18 protein-coding genes are annotated in these 16,778 nt (G+C 65.6%); 7 read left to right on the top strand and 11 right to left on the bottom strand.

The window, feature by feature from the left end; translation table 11 throughout:
* Positions 1-242: 242 nt before the first annotated feature.
* The 5 genes from AAFG13_RS15085 (at position 243) to AAFG13_RS15065 (ending at position 5,325) form a co-directional block, all read left to right on the top strand.
* Entirely contained in the window at positions 243-1,724 is a 1,482-nt protein-coding gene (locus AAFG13_RS15085) for a cell wall hydrolase (RefSeq protein WP_342712483.1), read from the top strand.
* A gap of 188 nt (positions 1,725-1,912) precedes the next feature.
* Positions 1,913-3,157: an MFS transporter gene (locus AAFG13_RS15080; RefSeq protein WP_212310631.1), complete on the top strand. Its 1,245-nt coding sequence runs from the start codon at positions 1,913-1,915 to the stop codon at positions 3,155-3,157.
* A gap of 45 nt (positions 3,158-3,202) precedes the next feature.
* The gene (locus tag AAFG13_RS15075; RefSeq protein WP_342712482.1) at positions 3,203-4,189 is read left to right on the top strand and encodes an MDR family oxidoreductase; all 987 of its coding nucleotides are present in this window, start codon (positions 3,203-3,205) and stop codon (positions 4,187-4,189) included.
* A gap of 186 nt (positions 4,190-4,375) precedes the next feature.
* A complete protein-coding gene (locus tag AAFG13_RS15070; RefSeq protein ID WP_342712481.1) occupies positions 4,376-4,954 on the top strand; it encodes a hypothetical protein in 579 nt (192 codons plus the stop codon).
* Between the two features lie 137 nt (positions 4,955-5,091).
* Complete coding sequence (locus AAFG13_RS15065) at positions 5,092-5,325, top strand: hypothetical protein (protein ID WP_050403167.1); 234 nt, start codon at positions 5,092-5,094, stop codon at positions 5,323-5,325.
* A 28-nt stretch (positions 5,326-5,353) separates the two neighbouring features.
* On the opposite strand, the gene AAFG13_RS15060 is transcribed toward AAFG13_RS15065, so the two are convergent.
* The 5 genes from AAFG13_RS15060 to AAFG13_RS15040 form a co-directional block, all read right to left on the bottom strand.
* Positions 5,354-8,053, bottom strand: coding sequence for a DUF2339 domain-containing protein (locus AAFG13_RS15060; protein WP_342712480.1), 2,700 nt, complete (start codon positions 8,051-8,053; stop codon positions 5,354-5,356).
* A 110-nt stretch (positions 8,054-8,163) separates the two neighbouring features.
* Positions 8,164-8,670 carry a protein-tyrosine phosphatase family protein gene (locus tag AAFG13_RS15055; protein WP_342712479.1) on the bottom strand — a complete coding sequence of 169 codons (507 nt, stop codon included), beginning with the start codon at positions 8,668-8,670 and terminating at the stop codon, positions 8,164-8,166.
* Between the two features lie 442 nt (positions 8,671-9,112).
* Positions 9,113-9,724: an HD family hydrolase gene (locus AAFG13_RS15050; RefSeq protein ID WP_342712478.1), complete on the bottom strand. Its 612-nt coding sequence runs from the start codon at positions 9,722-9,724 to the stop codon at positions 9,113-9,115.
* Entirely contained in the window at positions 9,721-10,347 is a 627-nt protein-coding gene (locus tag AAFG13_RS15045; RefSeq protein WP_223975318.1) for a DNA-3-methyladenine glycosylase I, read from the bottom strand. Before AAFG13_RS15045 ends, AAFG13_RS15050 begins: the two co-directional genes overlap by 4 nt.
* On the bottom strand, positions 10,344-11,225 hold the full coding sequence (locus tag AAFG13_RS15040) for a folate-binding protein YgfZ (RefSeq protein ID WP_342712477.1): 882 nt from the start codon (positions 11,223-11,225) through the stop codon (positions 10,344-10,346). Before AAFG13_RS15040 ends, AAFG13_RS15045 begins: the two co-directional genes overlap by 4 nt.
* Positions 11,226-11,354: 129 nt before the next feature.
* Here AAFG13_RS15040 and AAFG13_RS15035 point away from each other — a divergent pair, with 129 nt between their 5' ends.
* A complete protein-coding gene (locus tag AAFG13_RS15035) occupies positions 11,355-12,689 on the top strand; it encodes a dihydroorotase (RefSeq protein ID WP_342712476.1) in 1,335 nt (444 codons plus the stop codon).
* 83 nt (positions 12,690-12,772) lie between these two features.
* Here AAFG13_RS15035 and AAFG13_RS15030 read toward each other — a convergent pair whose 3' ends face one another.
* The 5 genes from AAFG13_RS15030 to AAFG13_RS15010 form a co-directional block, all read right to left on the bottom strand.
* Complete coding sequence (locus AAFG13_RS15030; protein ID WP_342712475.1) at positions 12,773-13,039, bottom strand: hypothetical protein; 267 nt, start codon at positions 13,037-13,039, stop codon at positions 12,773-12,775.
* A gap of 155 nt (positions 13,040-13,194) precedes the next feature.
* Positions 13,195-13,851 (bottom strand): HAD family hydrolase, encoded by a 657-nt coding sequence (locus AAFG13_RS15025; RefSeq protein ID WP_212310622.1) that lies wholly within the window; start codon positions 13,849-13,851, stop codon positions 13,195-13,197.
* The gene (locus AAFG13_RS15020; RefSeq protein ID WP_050424352.1) at positions 13,841-14,218 is read right to left on the bottom strand and encodes a TIGR02301 family protein; all 378 of its coding nucleotides are present in this window, start codon (positions 14,216-14,218) and stop codon (positions 13,841-13,843) included. Before AAFG13_RS15020 ends, AAFG13_RS15025 begins: the two co-directional genes overlap by 11 nt.
* Before the next feature lie 85 nt (positions 14,219-14,303).
* Positions 14,304-14,723, bottom strand: coding sequence for an NUDIX hydrolase (locus tag AAFG13_RS15015; RefSeq protein WP_212310621.1), 420 nt, complete (start codon positions 14,721-14,723; stop codon positions 14,304-14,306).
* Between the two features lie 38 nt (positions 14,724-14,761).
* Positions 14,762-15,262: a hypothetical protein gene (locus AAFG13_RS15010; protein WP_212310620.1), complete on the bottom strand. Its 501-nt coding sequence runs from the start codon at positions 15,260-15,262 to the stop codon at positions 14,762-14,764.
* Positions 15,263-15,324: 62 nt separating this feature from the next.
* On the opposite strand from AAFG13_RS15010, the gene AAFG13_RS15005 reads away from it, so the two are divergent.
* Positions 15,325-16,086, top strand: coding sequence for an SOS response-associated peptidase (locus AAFG13_RS15005; RefSeq protein ID WP_212310619.1), 762 nt, complete (start codon positions 15,325-15,327; stop codon positions 16,084-16,086).
* A gap of 304 nt (positions 16,087-16,390) precedes the next feature.
* Here the strand turns inward: AAFG13_RS15005 and AAFG13_RS15000 are convergent, their stop codons facing one another.
* Positions 16,391-16,777, bottom strand: coding sequence for a RidA family protein (locus tag AAFG13_RS15000; RefSeq protein ID WP_229168840.1), 387 nt, complete (start codon positions 16,775-16,777; stop codon positions 16,391-16,393).
* Between the last annotated feature and the right edge of the window lies 1 nt (position 16,778).

Below are 16,778 nucleotides of genomic sequence, written 5' to 3'. Positions count from 1 at the left end.
CGATCACCGCCTGCAACACTTTGTTCACCATCTTCGTTGACCGGATGTTTACGACTTTCATGCGCCGCGCATTTACCAAGACGCGTGATGCGACGCGCGTCGCACGTGCGATCGCTTGAGTGTAGCGCGCGTGCAACGCTGGTTAACTCCGCGGCAACCTAAACAAGTTAGCAACGAGAAAGGTCGAATTGCGCGGATGTACCGCGTTCGATTGCACTCAGTAAGCGTTGCGTGAGCGTACGATGTTTGTGTCGCGTAACCAGCCGAAGGGCGCACGTCTTGCGCTCTTCGGTCTCGGTCTTGGCATCTTCGCACTGATGCCGACCGAGCTCGGATATCAGGATATTGCGTCGCTTCTGGCCCGGCAGCCCGGCGTTGCCGAGCGCTGGCAGAAGCGCGTCTTCGCCTCCGCGGTCGGTTCCATCCAGGTCGCGACCTACAGTTTCGGCCGTCCGATCGGAACATCGGCGCCACAGGATCCGCAAATCCTGCTCGCACGGCTGGACAGTCCGAGCGCCGACATCACCGGCACGGTGACACGCAATCCGATCACAGCAACGCCGCCGCGCTACCAGGCATCCGATTTTCCCAAGGTCGATCGCACCCTGAAGGGCGATCGTCTCGTCGTCGGGCGGCCTGACCAGGTCGATCCTGCACAGCCCGCCAACACGGCTCCGGCGAACGAGGATCCCGCGACATCGAATTCGTCGGTCAAGGGCATGAAGACTGCGACTGCGCCGGTCGACAACGCGCCGCTCGATCCCGAATTGCAGGAGGCGCTGCGTGCGCCGCCACTGCCGCAATATGTGAAGCCGTCGCCGCAGCAATACGACGTGTCGATGTCGCTCGAGGCCAGTCCGCTCGACGATCTGAAGCCTGTGCCCGCGAAGCCTGCTGCTGCGCCGCCTGTCGATGCAACGCATGCGCGCGATCCGTTTGCATTCAAGACCGCCAGCCTGTTCTTCGGCTCGTCGCTCGGCACGCCCGAGAATCTCGAGCGCTGGCAGCCCGGCGAGGCGCCGGTGGTCGTTGTGCCGGCAGCGCAGCCCGATCCCGACCTGAAGGTGATGGCGTCACTGCCGGTCGATGCCGACGGCCCGGTCAAGGCCGGCGAGATGGGCGAGAGCATCGCGCCGAAAGGCGAGGTCAACGCCGACGACCAGCACACCAAGACGCCGGCGGAACGGCTCGGCCTGTTCGACGAGAAATCGCGCGCCAAGTCGGAGAAGTGCCTTGCCGAGGCGGTCTATTTCGAAGCGCGCGGCGAAGCGGTGCGGGGCCAGATCGCGGTCGCCCAGGTGGTGCTGAACCGCGCCTTCTCCGGCAAATATCCGGAGACGGTGTGCGGCGTGGTCTACCAGAACAAGAACCGCCACTATGCCTGCCAGTTCACCTTCGCCTGCGACAACATCCCGGACGTCGTCCGCGAGCCCGACATGTGGGACCGCGCCAAGAAGATATCGAAGGCGATCCTCGACGGCAAATTGTGGCTGCCGGAAGTCGATCGCTCGACCCACTACCACGCCTATTGGGTGCGGCCGTCCTGGGTCAGTGAAATGAAGAAGACGTACAAGTTCGGCGTCCACACCTTCTATCGGCCGCGCGCCTGGGGCGATGGCAGCGATGCGCCGAGCTGGGGCAACCCGGCCGAGACCGCCAAGATATCGGCGCAACTCGCCGAAGCCGCCCAGAGCTCGGCCGAGCAGGCCAGCGCCAAGCGGTAGCGCCTCCAGCCTTCCACTCCAGGGTCGCCATGCCCCGGAATGACGCTCGTCATCCTCTCGGATTCTGCAGAGCTGCCTTGCGAGCGAATATTTTTCTCCGCCGCCTCTTGGGGTTTTCATGCAGATGCATTAACTCCCGGTAATGTTCGCGGGGCGGTTCCCCCGCAGCAGTTGCGGGGGAAGACAACATGGCGGTTACCACCGGGGATCTTCGACCGACGTCCGGCACCTGGCGCACGCCGCTCGTCATCATCGTCTGCGGCTGCGCGATCGCGCTGCTGAGTTTCGGCCCGCGCTCCAGCCTCGGCTTTTTCGTGCAGCCGATGGGCCGTGAATTCGCCTGGGGCCGCGACGTGTTCGGCCTTGCCATCGCGCTGCAGAACCTGTTGTGGGGTCTCGGCCAGCCGATCGCAGGCGCGATTGCCGATCGCTTCGGCCTGCTGCGCGTCATGGTCGTCGGCGCCTTGCTGTACGCCGCCGGCCTGCTGCTGATGCGTTACTCGACCACCTCATTGTCGCTCGACATCAGCGCCGGCGTGCTGATCGGCTTCGGCCTGTCGGGCTCGTCGTTCAATCTGGTGCTGGCGGCGTTCAGCAAGCTGTTGCCGCCGGAGAAGCGCGGCATCGCGCTCGGCGCCGGCACCGCCGCCGGTTCGTTCGGCCAGTTCCTGTTCGCGCCGTTCGGCGTTGCGATGATCGACAATTTCGGCTGGCAGACCGCGCTCGTCGTGTTCAGCGCGCTGATGCTGTTGATCGTGCCGCTCTCGCTCGCGCTTGTGACGCCGCCCGCCGAGGCCGGCAAGGTGCCGGCCGCCGACCAGCAGTCGTTCAAGACCGCGCTCGCCGAAGCCTTCGGCCATCGCTCCTATGTGCTGCTGGTGCTCGGTTTCTTCACCTGCGGCTTCCAGCTCGCCTTCATCACCATCCATCTGCCGGCCTATCTGGCCGACCGCGGCATTCCGGCGACCACCGGCGGCTGGGTGGTTGCGGCGATCGGCCTGTTCAACATCGTGGGCTCGCTCAGCGTCGGCTGGCTGCAGAACTTCTTTCCGAAGCGCTATTTGCTCTCGGTGATCTACTTCTCGCGCGCGCTGGCGACCGTCGCCTTCATTTCGTTCCCCGTGACGCCGTTCTCGGCCATTGCCTTCGGCGCGGTCTCGGGGCTGCTGTGGCTGTCGAGCGTGCCGCCGACCTCGGCGCTGGTCGCGCTGATGTTCGGCACCCGCTGGTTCTCCACCCTCTACGGCTTCGCCTTCGTCAGCCATCAGGTGGGCGGCTTCCTCGGGGTCTGGCTCGGCGGCGTCGTGTTCGAGCAGTATGGTTCCTACACGCCGATCTGGTGGCTGTCGGTGCTGTTCGGCGTGCTGTCGGCGCTGATCAACCTGCCGATCGTCGAGGCGCCCGTCGCACGCCCGGTTGCGCAGCCCGCCTGATGGGTTAAACACTCCCCGAAACCAGAATTACGGGGAGTGCTCATCGTGGCAACGTTCAAGGCAATCAGGATCGACAAGGCGGACAAGGGTACCACCGCCGCACTGACCCAATTCGACGACGCGGAATTGATGGACGGCGACGTCACCGTCCGCGTCGAATGGTCGACGCTGAACTACAAGGACGGCCTGGCGCTGACCGGCAAGGCGCCGGTGGTGCGCCGTTTCCCAATGATCGCCGGCATCGATTTCGCGGGCACGGTCGAGCAATCCAGCCATCCCGACTGGAAGGCGGGCGACAAGGTCGTCTGCAACGGCTGGGGCATGGGCGAGACCCATCTCGGCGCCTATGCGGAAAAGGCCCGCGTCAAGGGCGACTGGCTGGTGCGGTTGCCGGACGGGATTTCGGCCCGTGACGCGATGGCGGTCGGCACCGCCGGCTATACCGCGATGCTCTCGGTGCTGGCGCTCGAGAAGCACGGTCTCACGCCGAAGAGCGGCCCGGTGGTGGTGACGGGTGCCGCCGGCGGCGTCGGCTCGGTCGCGATCGCCGTGCTCTCGAAGCTCGGCTATCACGTCATCGCCTCGACCGGGCGGATGTCGGAGGCCGACTATCTCAAAGGTCTCGGTGCCACAGAGGTGATCGACCGCGCCGAACTGTCGGGTGCCCCCAAGGCGCTTGCGAAGGAGCGCTGGGCCGGCGGCGTCGACAGCGTCGGGTCGACCACGCTCGCCAATCTGCTTTCGATGACCAGGTATGGCGGTGCCATCGCAGCCTGCGGCCTGGCGGCCGGCATGGACCTTCCGTCGTCGGTCGCGCCCTTCATTTTGCGGGGTGTGTGCCTTCTCGGCATCGATTCCGTGATGTGCCCGATCGAGCTCCGCAGGACCGCCTGGCGCCGTCTTGCCAGCGATCTGGATAAGGCAAAACTGGCTGATATCACTCATGAAATCGCCTTGGACGAAGTCATGGGGTATGGCGCGAAAATCCTCGATGGCCAGGTCCGCGGCCGCATCGTGGTAAAAATAGTCTGAGGACGTTCAGACTTTACCAACCAAGCTGCTCCAATGTTGCCACGGTTGGTATGGTAAGCAGCGGGTAAAGAGACTTGCAGCATGATCCCGGGGGGCCGGGTGTCCTCGCGCAGACGTCGAGAAGCGTCGGTGCGGGGATCATGCTCAACAAGGAGCGGGTGCCCGCGCTCGTAAGTGGAGTAGCTCATGCTTGCGCGTTTGGTGTTGGGGGCCGTCACGGCCGGAGCGATGGTCGTGCCGGCATTCGCAGGCAGCATGAACGCCGATGAGGCCCGCAAATTCGTCGCGGGCAAGGTGTTCGCCTTCACCTGTTTCGACGGCACAAGGGGTGCCGGCCGCATCCTCGACGACCTGGGCGCGACAGGCTCGATCCAGTTCTCCGGCTCCGGACCGATCCGCCACGTGCGCCTGCCCGGCAATACGCTGCAAATCCGTGGTCAGAGCGTTTGCGCCTCGCTGAAGGGCATTCCGTTCGAACCGTGCTTCAATCTCGACAAGCAGGACGATCGCACCTTCCGCGGCTCGGTCTCCGGCATGGGCTTCGCCTATTGCGATTTCCGTCACCAGGGCGGCCAGCAGATGCTGATGGCACGCGCGGTGGCGCGTCCGCGTTCGCTGCACCCGCGCACCCGATCCGCGGATGCCTCGCCGACCGAGGTGTCGCGCGTTGAGACGCCGCAGGTCGAAAGGACCAAGCTCGAGCCGGTCAAGGCCGAGCCCGCCAAGGTCGAGAGCGCGCCGGAACTGCGTCGCTCCACTGACTAACGTTTCATCTGCGCGCTAGCGGGAATAGCTGCCGAGCCGTAGTCATACGGATGGCGGTCGCCACGCGTTGATAGCTACTCAATACCTTAGCGTTCGCCGACAGGCGGGATGACGAGGACACCGATTTGAGTAGTCATATGGCGCAGTATTTTTTCCGTATCAGTGATGGCGATTACGCTGGTGCGTCCGACCACGCGACGGAGTTTGAGAGCCGTGACGTGGCCTGGGCCGAGATGACCAAGGTCTGCGGCAATTTCCTTGGCAGCATTTCGCGCAACATGAAGCAAGACAGCGAATGGCACATGGAGCTGCTCGACGAGAGCCGCAAGCCCGTGTTCAGGATTCGGCTGGTTGCCGAATCCGTCGACTGAGGCTTTTCGCCGTTCAGGACAACAAGCTTCAAGCCCCAGCCTGCGGGACCGGCGGAGCGGCCCGCCTGCGGAACAGGATCCGCTGATACAGCCAGCCGATCGCGACCAGCACAATGCCAAGGCACATGAACGACAGCGCCCGGTAGACACCCGTGAGCGTCGACATGTCGACCAGGAACGCCTTCAGGATCGTCAGCCCGATCACCGCAGCGGAGGCAAGCCGCGCCCGCTGCGAGTTGACGACGATGCCGATGCCGAGCAGCACGACGCCGAACATCAGCCAGGCGATCGAATAGGTGTATTGCTCCGCACCCGTGGTCTCGCCGCGCGTCAGCACCGGTCCGTGATAGAGCCTGCGGATTTCGAACGTGACGTAAGCGAGCGCAAGCACCAGCGCGCCGGCGGCGATCGTGTTGGCGTAGCTTGCGGGACGATGCCCCGCCACCGCATAGGACAACAGTAGCGCCAGCACGGCCGGCAATGCGTAGCCGAGCAGCAGCAGATTGATGAAGCTGCCGCCGACGTCCTGCCACCACAGCATCGGGTTGTCCAGTCCCAGCAGCCCGAACAGGCTGGCAAGCCCGGCGAACGCGGTCAGCAGCACCGCGCCGACATTGTGGACGATGCTGCCGCTGCGCAGCCGCAGCCGCTCCAGCCCGATCGCCATCGCAAGCGTCACGCCGACCTGCAACGCGACTTCGGTCAGTCCGGCGCTGTCGCGATAGACGTCGCCGCTATTGACCGCGTGTCGGATCTCCATGAAGGCGAGCAGCACCGTGAACAGGATCGCAGCGGATTCGACCATGCGCAGCGGGACGTCGTCGCCGTTGCGGCGCAGGAAATGACTTCCCGCCCAGAACGACAGCGCGGGAACGCCATAGCCCCACAGCAGCCAGTTGAAGATCGGCGTGGTGCCGACGGCGTCGCCCGCGATCCGCGGCTCATAGCCGATCCGCAGCACAACGATGCCGGCCAGGATCGCGGCGAGCCAGCGCAGGAACGGGATCGGCCGCTGCACCGAAAGCCATGCCGTGCCCATCGACACCAGCGCCAGCGCGATGGTGAGCCAGCCCTTGTCGAGTGCGAAGGTCAGCGCCAGCGCCAGCGAGGCGAGGGCGCCGGTCGCCGACAATGCGATCGAGGGCGACAGCTCCGGCCGCTCGCCGCGCCGGCTCAGCGCTTCGGTCGCGGCGGCGTAGGCGGCTGCGAGCGGCACGGCGAGGATCGCAAACGGGATCGAGCGATCGAGATGCGCGATACGTGCATAGAGTGCGACCAGCAGCGCGACCGGCGTGAACACGGCTGCCGCGGCCCAGGTCACCGTGATCTTCGTGGTGGCAAAACGCAGTTGTGCGAAGAAGCCGGCGATGCCAAAGGCGGCCGCGAACAGCGCGGCGGTGACGAGATGCAGCGAGACCGAGCCGTCGGTCGCGGACGGGCCGATGCCCGGGATCGCGCCGCCCGGCAGCACCAGCATGTCGACGTTGCGGCGCACGGCCCACTCGCCGAACACGATGAAGACGAAGACCGACGCGGCGGCGATCGCGCCGGCAGCGGCGGGCGCGCGCCAGGCCACGAAAAGACTGCCTGCCGTCAGCAGCGCAAAGCCGATCATCGCGCTGTCGGCGTGGGCGCTGTTGAGCACGATCAGCATCGCGCCAAACAGATAGGCCGCGAGCGAGCCGGATGAAATCGGCTCGATCTCCTCGCCGTCGCCGTCGGGGCCGAACATGAAGCCGCAGACCACGAGCAGCGCCGCCAGCACGAAGCCCGCGATGACGTGGAAGACGTGCGGCGCGATCATCTCCGGCCCGCATTGCAGGCACGGGAAGGTCCATAGCAGCGCGAAGGCGATCGTCGTGACGGCGAGCCAGCGCCACAGCCGGATGCGCGCGAGGCCGAACGCGGCCGCCGTGACGACGGCGAGATAAATGTAGAGCGACCAGAAGTCCGGCTTGTCGGACGAAACCAGGATCGGCGTGACGAAGGCGCCGACGATGCCGAGCCCGGCCAGCGCAGGTCCGTGCAGCAGCGCGGCCGCGAGCGTGCCGAGCGCGACCATGCCAAGCAGGATGAAGGCGGTTGCCGGCGCCAGGAAATCATACAGCGCATAGGCGGCGTAGACGGTGGCGAACGCCACCGCGGTGCCGGCGGCGGTGAGGATCGCCGGAATGTTGGCGATCGGCAGTGCCGCGATGCTGGAGATGCTTTCCTTGCGCCGCGTCCACTCGCCGGCGCCGAGCAGCGCCAGCGCAAACAGTCCGCCGAGCAGCGTGCGCACGCCGGGGCCGAGCAGCCCGGCCTCGATCGAATAGCGCACCATGAAGAAGCCGCCGAGCGCAAGCGTCAGGCCGCCGATCCACACCACCCAGCGCGTGCCGAGCGTCTCCTCGAAGCCGGGCGCCGGGGGCGGCGGGGCGGGTGGTTCTGGCAGCGGCGGTGGCGCGGCGCCTGCCGCGGCTGTCTCTGCATGCGCATCCGGCTCGCTCGCGGCCGCTTCGGGCAGCGGCGGCGGCGCGATGGGAGGCGCCGCCGGTAGCGTCTGTTCGAACGCCTCGAGCGGCGCCAGCGGTGGCGGCACGGCCGTCCGCGCGGCGGACACGCCCGCGGCCTCGACCGCATCCAGCCGGCGCTGCAGCACCGCAATCTGGCTCAGCGCCTTGCGCGCGAAAATGATCGCGACAATGGCGATGACGAGCGTGAGGAAATCGAACGGCGAATCGAACATCGGGCCTCCGGCAGGACGCGCCGGACCATCGGCCAGCGGGCCGCCCGTCGCAACCTAGTAGTGCAGTTGAGCGGACTGGAAGTTCAAGCGCTCGGGCGTGGCAGGCCGCGTTAGTCCAGATCGATGTGGAAGGGCCGGCCCTCGACGCTCATGCTGCCGGGGCCCATCGCATCGAGCGCGCGCAGCATCCGGCCCTCGCGCCCCAGCGCCTTGTCGGCGAGGCTGACGATCAGCCGGTTGGGCGCCGCGATCGGCGAGGCCTCGCGGATCTGCCGGGCAATGGACATTTCGTCGCGGTGCGGATTGAGCGCGCAGACGGTGGCGAATGCGCTCGCGGTCGAACGGCTGATGCCGGCGTAGCAATGCACCACCATCGGCGCGCGGCGATCCCAGCCGCGCACGAAGGTCAGCACGCGCTCGATATGAGTCTCGTTGGGGGCAACGAACCCGTCCATCTGTTCGACGATGTCGTCCATCGACACCTTCAGATGGTTAGCCGGAAGCACGGAGGGCGGCCGCTGCACCTGGTCGACATTGGCCATCACGGTCAGCACATGGCTGGCGCCGGTGGCACGAACCGTGTCGGAGAGCGCGGCAAGCGAGCAAACGTGAAGCATGATGGTCCTTGGTTATCGGTGCGCCCGATTATAACGGCTGGTTGCGGGTCGGCAAAGGCACGTGGCGTCGCGCGCGCGATTCGTATTGCAGCGCAACCGATGACGCGCTTAGTATCCGAATTGGTGCGTCGGTGAGCTGGCCTTTTCTGCGCTTATAGTTGGGGCGGCGATCTTGGCCGAACATGGGCGGGTGCGATGAGTCAGAGAGAACCAAGGCGTTGCGAATTCTGTCTGCAAACAGTGCAGAGCTACGCGACTCTCGAAAGCGGCGAGCAAGTTACGTGTATGGAATGCCCCGGCTGGGCGGTTTTTGTTCGCGCTAGCCAAGATTCCGAATATCGGCGGCAGATGGTTCACCTTCTCGTCGCCCTGCCAGAGCCGAAGCCTTGGTCTGGTTGCGAAACGTCAAACTAGAAAACCAGCCGTATCACGCATCGCGAAGCTACTGCACGTGCAATGCATTGAAGCGTTCGAGGAACTGCTTTTCAGCCCTCGCGGCGGTCCATGGCGTCAGATAGTCGCGCTCGGTGGCTTCCGGCAATTCCGGATCGCGGCCGAACAGCCGCCTGGCCTCGGCTTGCGAAAATCCCGCCAGATGCGTCGCCTCGAGATAGGCGGCGCCGCGGTCGGCGGCCTTGATCTGCTGGGTGATCTCGTCCGCCAGTACCGGGGGAAGGCCGAAGCGGATATGGATCGCCGACAGCAGCCGCTTCTCCACCACCTTGTATTCACCGGCCAGCACCGCCTTGAACGGCGAGATCATGTCGCCGATGACATACTCGGGTGCGTCATGCAGCAGGGCGGCGAGACGATGGCTGATATCGACGCGCGGCGTCTGCTGGCGCATCACGGCCTCGACCAGCAGCGTGTGCTGGGCCACCGAGAAGATGTGCGCACCAGAGGTCTGCCCATTCCAGCGCGCGACCCGCGCCAGTCCATGCGCGATGTCGACGATCTCGATATCGAGCGGCGACGGGTCGAGCAGATCCAGCCGGCGTCCGGACAACATCCGCTGCCAGGCGCGGGTGGTCTCGGTCGATCGACGCGCAGTCATTTCTTCTTGAGCCGCGGTGTGCGGAGCTTGCCGCTGCAGGCCTCGTGGCAGAAGCAGGTCACGAGATGATCGTTGACCATGCCGGTCGCCTGCATGAAGGCATAGACGATGGTGGGGCCGACGAATTTGAAGCCGCGCGCGCCGAGCTCCTTGGAGACCTTGATCGAGACCGGCGTCGAGGCCGGCACGCTCGCGGTGGTCTTGAACTGATTGACCTTCGGCTTGCCGTCGACGAAGTCCCAAAGGAATTTCGCGAAGCCGGGGCCCTTCTCCATGATCTCCAGATAGCCCTTCGCGCTCGCGATCGTGCCCTCGATCTTGGCGCGGTTGCGGACGATGCCGGCGTCGTTCATCAGCGCATGCACCTTCTTGTCGGTGTAGCGCACGATCTTTTCGGGCTGGAAATCGTCGAAGGCTTTGCGGAAGTTGTCGCGCTTGCGCAGGATCGTGATCCAGGACAGTCCGGCCTGGAAGCCGTCGAGGATCAGCTTTTCATAGAGCGCGCGGTCGTCATATTCCGGCACGCCCCATTCATTGTCGTGATAGGCGACGTAGAACGCGTCCTCGCCCGGCCAGGGGCAGCGCGTCTTGCCGTCGGGATGCAGTTGTGCGGTACGGCTCATGCAACGGTCTGTTTGGGTGTGATGCGGACAGCGTCCGGTTCGGCGAGGTGAAGCTGAAGTCCGCCTGCGGTCAGCGGCAGGCCGGCGTCGATCGCGTCGGCGACGCGGTCGATGCGCACCAGCGCGAGGCCTTTGTCGCCGGCGGTCGAGCCAATGGTGCCGACCTGCTTGTCGCCAGCCTGGATCGTCGCGCCAGTCTCGGGGGAGGGGCCGTCGAGAATGATCTTCACTGTGCGGGTGCGCGCCGTGCCGCGATGCTGCATGCGCGACACCACCTCCTGGCCGACATAGCAGCCCTTGTCGAAATCGACGCCGTTGAGGCGGTCCATGTTGGTCTCGTGCGGGAAGGCGTCGCCGTACATGAAGTCGAGCCCGCCGCGCGGCACGCCGGTCGCGATGCGATGTGCCTCATAGACGCTGCTGTCGACGAGATCGGCGCCGATCAACTCGGAGAGCTTCTGCTTCAGATCTTCCGGGATCAGGATACGCCAGCCGAGCGCCGGGTTGCGCGGATCGGCGAAAGCGAGATCGGGGATCGCCGCCGGCTCGCCATCCCAGGCTGCCAGCACGCCGAGGCTGTCGGAGAGGTTCTCGACCACGACCTTGGCGCGCAGCTTGTAGAAGCCGAGCTTGTCGGCAAGCCCCTTGGCGAGCGCGCGCGGCGCGTCGATCAGGAAGCCGCCGCCATGGCCTGTGGGTATCTCGGTGATCAGGAAGTCGACGATGATCTTGCCCTGCGGCGTCAGCAACGCGCCGAACCGGGCCTGTCCCGGGGCCAACTGCTCGACATCGGTCGTGATGAGGCCGTTGAGGAAGTTGCGGGCGTCCTCGCCAGAGACTTTGATCACGCCCCGATCTGGAAGAAACGCTGCTTTCATTCGCAAAATTGGCTCTTTTTCCAAGTTCCTTGGGAAACGCGCGGCGCGCGGATATCCCCAGCCAAGCTAAGGCGCTACAGTGCACCGAACAAGGCCCGCGCGACACCCGAAAGCGGGCGCCGAGGACCGATGAATCAGCATTTCGACACCATTCTAAAATCCGGCACCGTGGTCAATCAGGACGGCGAGGGCGTGCGCGATATCGGCGTCACGAATGGCCGCATCGCCGCGATCGGCTCGCTCGCCCAGGCCGCGGCCGGCGAGGTGATCGACTGCAAGGGGCTGCACATCCTGCCCGGCGTGATGGACACCCAGGTGCATTTCCGCGAGCCCGGACTGACGCAGAAGGAAGACCTCGAGACCGGCTCGCGCAGCGCCGTGATGGGCGGGGTCACCGCCGTGTTCGAGATGCCGAACACCAACCCGCTGACGGTGACCGAAGAGGCGTTCACCGACAAGATCAAGCGCGGCCACCATCGCATGCATTGCGATTTCGCGTTCTTCATCGGCGGCACCCGCGAGAACGTGCAGGACCTGCCGGAGCTCGAGCGCGCCCCGGGCTGCGCCGGCGTCAAGGTGTTCATCGGCTCCTCCACCGGTGCGCTCTTGGTCGAGGACGACGAGAGCCTGCGGCGGATCTTCCAGGTGATCCGGCGCCGCGCCGCATTCCACGCCGAGGACGAGTATCGCCTGAACGACCGCAAGCCGCTGCGGATCGAGGGCGATCCGCGCTCGCATCCGGTGTGGCGCGACGAGACCGCGGCGCTGATGGCGACCGAGCGCCTGGTCAATCTCGCGCGTGAGACCGGCAAGCGCATCCATGTGCTTCACATCTCGACCAAGGAAGAGATTCTGTATCTGCGCGACCACAAGGATGTTGCGTCCTGCGAGGCGACGCCGCACCACCTCACCATGGCGGCGCCGGAGTGCTACGAGCGGCTCGGCACGCTGGCGCAGATGAACCCGCCGGTGCGATCGGCCGATCACCGCGCCGGCATCTGGTACGGCATCGAGCAGGGCATCATCGACGTGCTCGGCTCCGACCACGCGCCGCATACGCTGGAGGAGAAGGCCAAGACCTATCCGGCCTCGCCGTCGGGCATGACCGGCGTGCAGACGCTGGTGCCCTTGATGCTCGATCACGTCAACGCGGGTCGGCTGTCGCTACAGCGGTTCGTCGATCTCACCAGCGCCGGGCCGGCGCGGCTGTTCAACATGGCCTGCAAGGGCCGCATCGCGGCGGGCTATGATGCCGACTTCACCGTGGTCGATCTCAAGCGCAGCGAGACCATCACCAACAAATGGATTGCCTCGCGCGCAGCCTGGACGCCCTATGACGGCGTGCGGGTGCAGGGCTGGCCGGTCGGCACCTTCGTGCGCGGCAAGCGGGTGATGTGGCAGGGAGAGGTCACGACGCCGTCGACGGGCGAGCCGGTCCGGTTCCTCGAGACGCTGAAGGCCTAGCGCATCAAATGCGCTAGATTCTTGTTTGACGCGTTTTCTTGACGCGAACCGGTGCCCACTTCGCTCGAAAGCGCTTTGCGGGATTACTGCCGGGCCAATGCCAGCGAGAATTCGCCGTTGCGCACGCGCGCGGCGAGGCCCTCGGCGAACTTCGCCACCGCGTCCTCGCCATAGGTGCCGACGAGCTCAGCGAGCGCCGCGAACAGGCTCGCCTGCGCCAGGCAGTCGCCATCGACGCCGTCGTGACGCGCTTCCGCCCAGGCCTCGTTCAGGTAGCCCAGCGCCGCCTGCTTCTGCTCGTGATCGGGACGGGGGTCTTGGTGATGGAGAAAGGACGCTGGATGGCGCATGAAACTCTGCAAAATGAATGCGCGCGGTCCGAGGAGCGAACCACTGCGACGCGCGAGATTTATCACGCATGCGGGTACCGCCTAGCCCACATCTTTCGAAAAGGTTAACGCCCGTCACGGCATTTAAAGGGGAATTCCGGATAGCGCCGCCGCGATCAGCCAAATGAGCTGTGGATATGGTCCAGCACGGCGCGCGGCGAGGCGCACAGATGGCTGGCGCCGGCCTCGATCAGTTCCTCCGGCGTGCCGTAGCCATAGGTGACGCCGATCGCGCGGATGCCGTTGCGATTCGCTCCGACAACGTCGTGACTGCGGTCGCCGATCATCAGGGCCTTGCCCGGGTCGGCCCCGGTCTGCGCCAGTGCATAGGCCAGCAGGTCGACCTTGTTGACCCGGGTTCCGTCGAGCTCGGAGCCGAACACGTGGTCGAAATACCGGCTGAGGCCGAAATGCGCGACGATCCGCGTCGCGAACGCATGCGGCTTCGAGGTCGCAACGTAGATGCGCCCCGGCGCCTGCCGCAGCTCCGCCAGCACATCAGCGATATCGGGATAGACGCTGTTCTCGAACAGCCCGACATCGCCGAACCGCTCGCGATAGAGCTCGACGGCGCGGTCGGCGAGCTCCTCGCCGCCAAGCAGCATCGCAAAGCTCGCCCGCAGCGGCGGCCCGATGCACCAGGTCAGTTCGTCCTGCGTGGGAACCGGGCGGCCGAGCTTGCCCAGCGCATACTGGATCGAGCCGGTGATGCCGGGCTTCGGGTCGGTCAGGGTGCCGTCGAGGTCGAAGAAGATCGCGCGGTCAGTTGGCATAGCGGGCCGTCAGGTCGCGCGAGATCTTCGAGCCTTCCTCGATGTAGCGGCGGATCGCCACGGAGGCCGCGGGGGTGCAGGTCCGGTAGGTCTGCTGGAAGCCGTTGTAGCCGCGGTTGAAGCCCGCGACCATGCGGGCGCGGCGGTCGCCGGAGGGGGTTTCGGCGTCGATCAGCGCCTGCATCTCGTTGCGCCATTTGGCGCCCTCGTTGGAGCCGCAGATGCCGCGCAGGTAGTGCAGGGCGCCGAGGATCTCGGCGAGCCGCTGCAGGTCGCCGTCGAACGGCGCAGCCGCGTCCTGCGCGCGGGCGGGCGTCGCGAGGCATGCCGACATCAGGATCACAACGGCGAGAAAGGCTCTGATCATCAGGGGTTCCGGGATCGCCGTGGTATGCCCCCTCAATGCGCCCGAGGCAAGGCGGCAAGGCTTCAATACCGTCCCCGAACAGGCCTCAAACCAGCCGCCGGGCGGCCGCAATGACCTCATGGAGACCGCCGGTGACCTTGAGGTTGCCGATCTCCTCCGGCGCCAGCCATTTGAAATCGTCGTGCTCGTCGTTCAGCACGGGGTCGCGGGAGGCCCAGCGCGCCGCGAACGTCATGATCACATAGTGCCCGGTGCCGGGCCCGGTCGGCAGCACCTCGCGCCAGCCGGCCAGCCCCAGGATCTCGACCCTGAGGCCAGTCTCCTCGTCGATCTCCCGGTGCAGGGCGGTGTGCAGCGTTTCGCCGAACTCGACCCGACCGCCGGGCAGCGAATAGAAGCCCTTGCCGGGCGAGCGGGCGCGGCGCACCAGCAGCACCTTGCCGTCGCGGAAAATCACGCCGGAGACGGCGAGCTGCGGGCGGATCGGAGGTTCGGGAGAGCTCAAGACGACAACCAGTTTTGACAACCATCATGCCCGATAAATCAGGCGCCCGCCATGATGCTCTCGACATCGGCCTCGGCGGCGCCGTTGATGACACCGGCGGTCTGCATCACCAGCGGCTTGACCCAGACGATGGCCTGCTCGGCGAGCGCGACCCGGCTCCTATCCTGATGCAATTGCCGCATAGCGGCGCCGACCTCGGTCAGGATACTGGTCATGCTGGCGGTGAGCTGGTCGAATTCGGCCCGGATTCGGGCGTCCGCGGTCTCATAGGCCTCGATCGCGAGGTCGCGCGCCTTGAAGTTGGACGCGGTGAAATGCTCGGCATAGGACAGTGGCTGCCATTCCAGGAAATCGCTGGCGCATTCCGGCAAGTCCGGCACCATCTCGAGCAGCATGATGGCTTCGTTGAAGTGATTGAGGTAGTCGGTCGCAAGCCCGGTGCGGGGATTGATGTTGGCGGCGCGCAACAGCGCCGCCCGCGCCTCGTCGGGGTACGTCGGTCGCGGGGAAGAGCCCGCTATGGCGGCCGTTGAGGTCATTGGTCGCAGTCTTTAACGGTCCAAGTTAAGGCGGAATAAACGGATACCACCCTGGACAGGATATGTGCGGACGCTTTGTCATTACCTCACCGCCGGCGGCCTTGCGAGAGATGTTCGGCTACATCGAGCAGCCGAATTTTCCGCCGCGGTATAATGTTGCGCCGACCCAGCCGATCCCGGTCGTGCTGCTGCAAAATGGCGGCCGGCATTTTCAATTGATGCGCTGGGGCCTGATCCCGTCCTGGGTCAAGGATCCCCGCACGTTCTCGCTGCTCATCAACGCCCGCTCCGAGACGGTGCGGGAGAAGCCGGCTTTCAAAAACGCGATCAAGCGGCGCCGCGCACTGATCCCGGCCGACGGCTATTACGAATGGCAGGACGCCGGTGGCCGCAAGCGGCCGTTCTTCATCCATCGCCGCGACGGCCATCCGCTCGCTTTCGCCGCGCTGGCCGAGACCTGGATGGGGCCGAACGGCGAGGAGCAGGACACGGTCGCGATCGTCACTGCGCCTGCGAGCCCCGACCTCGCGCAACTGCATCACCGCGTGCCCGTCACGATCAAGCCCGAGCAATTCGCGCGCTGGCTCGATTGCCTGCCTAACGATGTCGACGACGTGATGCCGATGCTGAAAGGTCCCGATGTCGGCGAGTTCGCCTGGCACCAGGTGACGATGCGCGTGAATGCCGTCGCCAACGATGACGCGCAATTGCTGCTGCCGATGACCGCGGAAGAGATCGCCGCCGAAGACGCGCCGGCCCTGAAGAAGGCGGCAGTGCGAAAGGCGCCGGTGCGCGAGGACGACGGGCAGGGGTCGTTGTTCTAGGGGCTGACTGAACACGCGCGGTGCAGCGTGGATTTGTGCCCAGCTCTCTCCACATCGTCGTCCTGGCGAAAGCCAGGACCCATAACCACCGAATTTAATTGTGAACGGGAACGCGGCCCCAGCCTCGCGCAGCAATCGAGATTTGGGGTAATGGGTCCCGGCCTTCGCCGGGACGACACTGAATGTGTTGCGCGGCCCAGATTCAATCAGCTTGTCTTGTCGCAGGCGGGCGCTCTCTCTATTCGTCCTCTACTCGTCATTCCCCGGTTCGCAATTGCGCATCGGGGAATGACGAAAAGAGCCATCACCCCTTCACGGACGCCACGCCCTCGATCTCGATCAGCATCTTCGGATTGGGCAGCGCCACCACGACGCAGGTAGTGCGCGCGGGGTAGGGTGCAGGGCCGAACGCGCCGGCATACAGAACGTTCATCGTCGCAACGTCGCTGGCGCGGGTCAGCAGCACGTTGACCTTGACCAGATCGCGCATCGTCGCGCCGGCCTCGGTCAGCACGCGCCGGAAATTGGTGACGACATTGGCGAACTGCGCCTCGAAGCCGTCGGGCAGCTCGCGGTTGGCGTCGAAGCCGGGAATGCCTGAGATGAACAGGAGGTCGCCGACGCGGGCGCCGAACGAGAGCGGCGGCGCCGTGACGCCGGGCGGAGGAGGGAAGTGCTTGATCTCAGTCATG

Source organism: Bradyrhizobium sp. B124, from assembly GCF_038967635.1.
Lineage (GTDB): Bacteria > Pseudomonadota > Alphaproteobacteria > Rhizobiales > Xanthobacteraceae > Bradyrhizobium.
Note: the sequence above shows the minus strand (reverse complement) of the source record. Positions and strands in the feature narration are given on the sequence as shown.

Excerpts from the sequence above, each read along its gene's own strand:
- AAFG13_RS15085 (WP_342712483.1), top strand. The coding sequence starts at position 243 with ATGTTTGTGTCGCGTAACCAGCCGAAGGGCGCACGTCTTGCGCTCTTC.
- AAFG13_RS15080 (WP_212310631.1), top strand. The coding sequence starts at position 1,913 with ATGGCGGTTACCACCGGGGATCTTCGACCGACGTCCGGCACCTGGCGC.
- AAFG13_RS15070 (WP_342712481.1), top strand. The coding sequence starts at position 4,376 with ATGCTTGCGCGTTTGGTGTTGGGGGCCGTCACGGCCGGAGCGATGGTC.
- AAFG13_RS15065 (WP_050403167.1), top strand. The coding sequence starts at position 5,092 with ATGGCGCAGTATTTTTTCCGTATCAGTGATGGCGATTACGCTGGTGCG.
- AAFG13_RS15060 (WP_342712480.1), bottom strand. The coding sequence starts at position 8,053 with ATGTTCGATTCGCCGTTCGATTTCCTCACGCTCGTCATCGCCATTGTC.
- AAFG13_RS15055 (WP_342712479.1), bottom strand. The coding sequence starts at position 8,670 with ATGCTTCACGTTTGCTCGCTTGCCGCGCTCTCCGACACGGTTCGTGCC.
- AAFG13_RS15050 (WP_342712478.1), bottom strand. The coding sequence starts at position 9,724 with ATGACTGCGCGTCGATCGACCGAGACCACCCGCGCCTGGCAGCGGATG.
- AAFG13_RS15045 (WP_223975318.1), bottom strand. The coding sequence starts at position 10,347 with ATGAGCCGTACCGCACAACTGCATCCCGACGGCAAGACGCGCTGCCCC.
- AAFG13_RS15040 (WP_342712477.1), bottom strand. The coding sequence starts at position 11,225 with ATGAAAGCAGCGTTTCTTCCAGATCGGGGCGTGATCAAAGTCTCTGGC.
- AAFG13_RS15035 (WP_342712476.1), top strand. The coding sequence starts at position 11,355 with ATGAATCAGCATTTCGACACCATTCTAAAATCCGGCACCGTGGTCAAT.
- AAFG13_RS15030 (WP_342712475.1), bottom strand. The coding sequence starts at position 13,039 with ATGCGCCATCCAGCGTCCTTTCTCCATCACCAAGACCCCCGTCCCGAT.
- AAFG13_RS15025 (WP_212310622.1), bottom strand. The coding sequence starts at position 13,851 with ATGCCAACTGACCGCGCGATCTTCTTCGACCTCGACGGCACCCTGACC.
- AAFG13_RS15020 (WP_050424352.1), bottom strand. The coding sequence starts at position 14,218 with ATGATCAGAGCCTTTCTCGCCGTTGTGATCCTGATGTCGGCATGCCTC.
- AAFG13_RS15010 (WP_212310620.1), bottom strand. The coding sequence starts at position 15,262 with ATGACCTCAACGGCCGCCATAGCGGGCTCTTCCCCGCGACCGACGTAC.
- AAFG13_RS15005 (WP_212310619.1), top strand. The coding sequence starts at position 15,325 with ATGTGCGGACGCTTTGTCATTACCTCACCGCCGGCGGCCTTGCGAGAG.
- AAFG13_RS15000 (WP_229168840.1), bottom strand. The coding sequence starts at position 16,777 with ATGACTGAGATCAAGCACTTCCCTCCTCCGCCCGGCGTCACGGCGCCG.